Here is a 4,659-nt window from a genome sequence, read left to right on the forward strand (position 1 = left end):
ATCCTCAAACACCTGAAAGACACGCCGTATCGTCAAACTTAAAGAAAGTTTGATCAAAATGCTTTGCTATTTCTGTGTTGGCTCGTCTTTTCCTGGTCTCTCCCGTCCTACGTTTTCCCTCTTCCTCTTTGTCTCCATCGCAGTTGCGCTTGTCCTGTGATACTTCCATCGCTTTTCCCTCTCCTGTGCAGCCTTCAGTGCGTCTTCTTCGTTGTAAAACTCCTGATTGGAGAGATACCATACCTCTTTCTCCTCCTGGTCTCTTTCTCCTTCTCCAGCGTTTTCGGCTTTCTCATAAACGCTTTTTCAAGAATACCACCACCCAGCGCTGCTTCACGCCGCCGTATTCCACCCCGATGCTGATGAGGCGGTAACCATCGAGAGTGGTGCAGCTCATTTTTTCTCGTGTCTGTGGTTTCCAGCACCTCTTTCGCTTCGGATAACGTTTCTGGTACCCTCGTTATCCACCTGTAGCACTCAGAGCCTGTATAAAAACGGGCAAGTTGTCAGAGTTGTTAGATATGACCAGAGAAATAACGAACTGTTTCAGATCAGGTTTGTGGTCCTTGGAGTAGCCATGGGGCATATTTTATCTGAATTGGCACGGCGTCTAGTCTATATCGCTTTCTTCATGCTCGTACTCACCTTGAAGGCTTATTGGTCAATATCTCCACCGGGTTCGTCCCCATGAATCCAGGGAATAGGTACAGTGGTCGGTCTACGAATTCATGAGAAGAGCGTTCAGGACCATGGCAACAACTGCCTCGCCACAAGGTCACTTTCTGGCGTTCTACACCAACGATCCTATCAATTTCGTCTGCCAGGAGGCCGATTTCCTTGCATACCGTGGCTACTATACCCTATGCCAGGGCAGGGTGCTCAAGGTTCTTGCTACTATAATCGAGTGGGGAGAGTAGATTCGTTGACATAGGTACTCATATGACATAATTCATGTCTAAAATTAATTCAAAAGTAATTTATATCAAAATATGCGGAATACAGGTAATATAAAGCTAACTCGTAATTATCCTTGAGCCATACTCAAACACTCTACCTATTAAGTCCCTATCAGAACGAAGTCAGCATCTTTGGCTATTTCCCGTAACGACCCCCTCTAAGAAGTCTTTTTAGTTTGGCATTGATTCTGTTCCTGTTTCTTTTTGCGTATTCTTTATTTACCGACCGCCCCATACATAAATAAGTATATTTATATTATATAGTAAGAGTAAGCAAGAGGAACTCTAAAGGAGCAATCAAAGGAGGGCAAATAAGATGGTACGAATAAGTAATATAAAAAGCATAGAAAAAGCATCTTTGATCTACGGTGCCATATTAGCATTGATATTTTGTTTATCGCTTTATATCAGAGTCGCTTTACCCTATAATAGCGTTTTCGGTGGTCCATTTGTAAGATTCAGTGGTAATGACCCGTGGTATAACATGCGGCTGGTAGAGAACACATTGCATAACTTCCCAGAACGCATCTTCTTCGATGCCTTCACCTATTATCCACATGGCACAATCGTACCTTTTGCGCCTCTATTCGATTATCTGCTCGCGGTCATCATCTGGATACTGGGGCTTGGACACCCTTATGCCACGCTCGGTCAGCATGGGATAGAGGTAATAGGAGCATGGTATCCAGCGGTATTGGGTGCTTTTACTGTTATACCCGTGTATTTCATAGGTAAAGAACTCTGGAACCGGAATGCAGGATTATTATCCGCAGCACTGATTGCAGTGCTACCAGGTCAGTTCTTAACCCGCTCTCTATTGGGGTTCACCGATCACCACGTCGCGGAGACACTGTTCAGCACAATAGCAATGCTCTTCCTTATTATCGCGATAAAGAGGGTGAAGGAGAAAGGGATAACCTTCCATTCGTTTATGGAACGCGATTGGACAACATTAAAGGCGTCTGCGATTTATCTCTTTCTGGCTGGATTTTCACTCGGGCTTTATTACCTCGCATGGAAAGGTGCACCCCTGTTTGTATTTATCCTGCTCATCTATGCCGTTGTGCAATATACAATTGACCACGTGCGAGGGGAAAGCACGGATTATCTCTGCATAATCGCAATACCGCTATTTATTATCCCGCTGATTATGTTAGCCCCGATACCGGTCTTTAACTCACCCACCAGGATTCAGGTCCTCTCTCTCATTCTTGGACTGTTAGTATTCGTTGTTTTAGGTATCCTCTCTTCCATTATGAATTATAGGGGGATAAAACCTTATGGGTATCCGATTGCGATACTTATATTGGCTGTAGTTTCATTTTCACTCCTGAATGTCCTCGCTCATCCATTATACTCTATGATGGTATCACAACTCCGCATATTCACACCTTCTGAGTCTGCTCTCACAGTAGCTGAGATACATCCAATGCATATCTTCTCACGTTACACAGGGAGAATAACACAGGGCGAGGCATATCAATACTTTACCACCTGCTTCTTCGCTGCATTCGCAGGTTTCGCATGGCTTGGTTATAATATAGCAAGACGCTTTCGAGCGGAGGAGGTTCTATTCATGGTCTGGAGCGCGGTAATGCTCTATGCATGCTTTGGTCAGAATAGGTTCGCCTACTATTATGCAGTGAATGTTGCACTGCTTTGTGGACTTGTCGCATGGACAGTGATCGAGTTCGTGGCATTCAAGTCCAGAGTTGAGCCGGTGTCGGAGAAAGCGAAAACAACGAAGAAGGGGAAGAAGGGTGGTACAAGCGTAGTTACACAGCGGAAAGCGAAGACGAAAGCAACCAATAAGGCTAAGGAGCCTCAAACTCAGAATAAGCATGAGCATAAGAAGATCGCGGAATATCTGCGTACTGATGTTATAATCGCCTCGTTTATAATTGGCTTGATTCTGTTTTATCCACCATTAAGTGCTTCTTTAGCAAAAGCGAAATACGCTGGGGATCCTCCTTATGACTGGTACGAATCACTCACATGGATGCGTAAGAATACACCAGAGCCAGGTATATCCTATTATGAGTTATACCAGATGCCGGAGATAAATAAAACAACGGGTAGAATAGAAGATTATAATTATCCCCCGGAGGCGTATGGTGTGATAAGCTGGTGGGATTATGGACACTGGATAACAAGAATAGCGCATCGCATTCCTGTTGCTAATCCGTTCCAGCAGGGTATTGGGGGTCCGTATAAGGGCGATAAACCCGGTGCATGCGTATTCTTCGTCACAACAGATGAAGCGCGCGCAAATGAAGTCGCTGATGCACTCGACGTGAGATACGCGGTAAGCGATTACATGATGGCAGATGCGTGGGGCTCGTATTATAACAAATACACAGCGATGACTGTATGGGCAGGAGACCCTCAACGCTTCGGTGCTCTCTCATATTATTACCATACATTGGAAGCCCGTTTACATATCTTCGATGGCACGAGTGTGGATGTGGATGGTGAGAACATATCCGCATTGAATCATTACCGGCTGGTGCATGAATCACCGACCTTCTATCTCCCTCTGGTTATCATGAATGCGACAACCGGAGGAGGGTATTGGCGGTCAATCTCAGGCGATTATAATAGTACAGCGACACAGGCGCGAAAGCTTCACGGGCAATTGTTCAGTTTGCCTACGGGAATGGGGATAGAAGATGCTCTGGACAATGGCACCATACCCGCAATAGTGAAGAACAGTTTAAATACCACTCCCCTCGCACTATCAGAAGATAGCATGGTTACAAAGAGGGGAGAGAATTGGGTGATAAGGGACAATACAAAAAAGAATATATTCCTCATCAAAAAGAGATCAGGATACTTGGATGTTTATCTTTATGGCGTCCCAACCGGACAGCCGGGCATAAGAGCATGGACACCGGAATACATAAATCCCGTGAGTTACATTAAGGTCTTTGAATACGTAAAAGGAGCGAAAATAGAAGGAGCTGCACCTGACGGCAGTATTGTCGAAGTCGCAACCAATGTAACCACAAATCAGGGCAGGAGATTCGTGTACTACAACCGAACGATAGCGAACTCAAACGGCAGTTATTCGTTTATAGTGCCATATTCAACTGAAGGACCAATAGAAAACGGCACTAACTTTGATGTGCTCGCATCCACATATAAGTTGAGAGCGGGTCATATAGAGAATGGAGCTCCTGTATGGGACGTGGAGAAGGCGGTGCACGTACCGGAAGAAGCAGTGATGAACGGCAAAACGATAAATGTGGACCTGACCAGATAACTTGATATATAGTCATTCCAGTAATAAATTTACAAAAAAAACCTGTGCTAAAAGAAAAACAAATAAGTTCTTTTGGTAAAGCTTTTCTATAAGCCCATTAACCCCCACCAAAATAATAGCCTTTGGACCTGGAATAAGCCCATTTATAGTCCTATAGTCCTTATCTTTTAAATCTTCACTCTTATACTTCTTTCTGAACCCGTTAATATCCACCGTCAAATTGGTGGTATCTCCAATTATTATCGTTTTTCCGCTCTTTCGCTTTCCACAAACGGCGTTTACGGTTCTCAACACCATATCCACAAACTGATCGACTGTAAACCTGCTTAGAAGCCTGTAAACTCCCTTAACGATGCTTTAGCCTTTAATTCGCTTATTACGAAGGTTATATCACCTTCAAAGCACATTGCGAGTATCACGACCTTCAGCATCGTTATAGCT

4 protein-coding genes and 1 pseudogene are annotated in these 4,659 nt (G+C 44.3%); 1 reads left to right on the forward strand and 4 read right to left on the reverse strand.

Annotation, left to right across the window (positions count from 1 at the left end; genetic code table 11):
• Positions 1 to 4: 4 nt before the first annotated feature.
• The 3 genes from J7J01_04900 to J7J01_04910 all read right to left on the reverse strand — a co-directional run bounded on the left by J7J01_04900 (position 5) and on the right by J7J01_04910 (position 857).
• Entirely contained in the window at positions 5 to 169 is a 165-nt protein-coding gene (locus tag J7J01_04900; protein MCD6210218.1) for a hypothetical protein, read from the reverse strand.
• A 25-nt stretch (positions 170 to 194) separates the two neighbouring features.
• The gene (locus J7J01_04905) at positions 195 to 425 is read right to left on the reverse strand and encodes a hypothetical protein (protein ID MCD6210219.1); all 231 of its coding nucleotides are present in this window, start codon (positions 423 to 425) and stop codon (positions 195 to 197) included.
• Between the two features lie 216 nt (positions 426 to 641).
• Positions 642 to 857: a DUF4277 domain-containing protein gene (locus tag J7J01_04910; protein ID MCD6210220.1), complete on the reverse strand. Its 216-nt coding sequence runs from the start codon at positions 855 to 857 to the stop codon at positions 642 to 644.
• A 415-nt stretch (positions 858 to 1,272) separates the two neighbouring features.
• Here J7J01_04910 and J7J01_04915 point away from each other — a divergent pair, with 415 nt between their 5' ends.
• Positions 1,273 to 4,218 (forward strand): oligosaccharyl transferase, archaeosortase A system-associated, encoded by a 2,946-nt coding sequence (locus J7J01_04915; GenBank protein ID MCD6210221.1) that lies wholly within the window; start codon positions 1,273 to 1,275, stop codon positions 4,216 to 4,218.
• A gap of 106 nt (positions 4,219 to 4,324) precedes the next feature.
• Here the strand turns inward: J7J01_04915 and J7J01_04920 are convergent.
• Positions 4,325 to 4,659: pseudogene (locus J7J01_04920) on the reverse strand (IS5 family transposase).

Source organism: Methanophagales archaeon (assembly GCA_021159465.1).
Classification (GTDB): Archaea; Halobacteriota; Syntropharchaeia; order Alkanophagales; family Methanospirareceae; genus G60ANME1.

Coding starts and splice junctions, on each gene's coding strand:
- J7J01_04915 (MCD6210221.1), top strand. CDS start 1,273: ATGGTACGAATAAGTAATATAAAAAGCATAGAAAAAGCATCTTTGATC.
- J7J01_04900 (MCD6210218.1), bottom strand. CDS start 169: ATGGAAGTATCACAGGACAAGCGCAACTGCGATGGAGACAAAGAGGAA.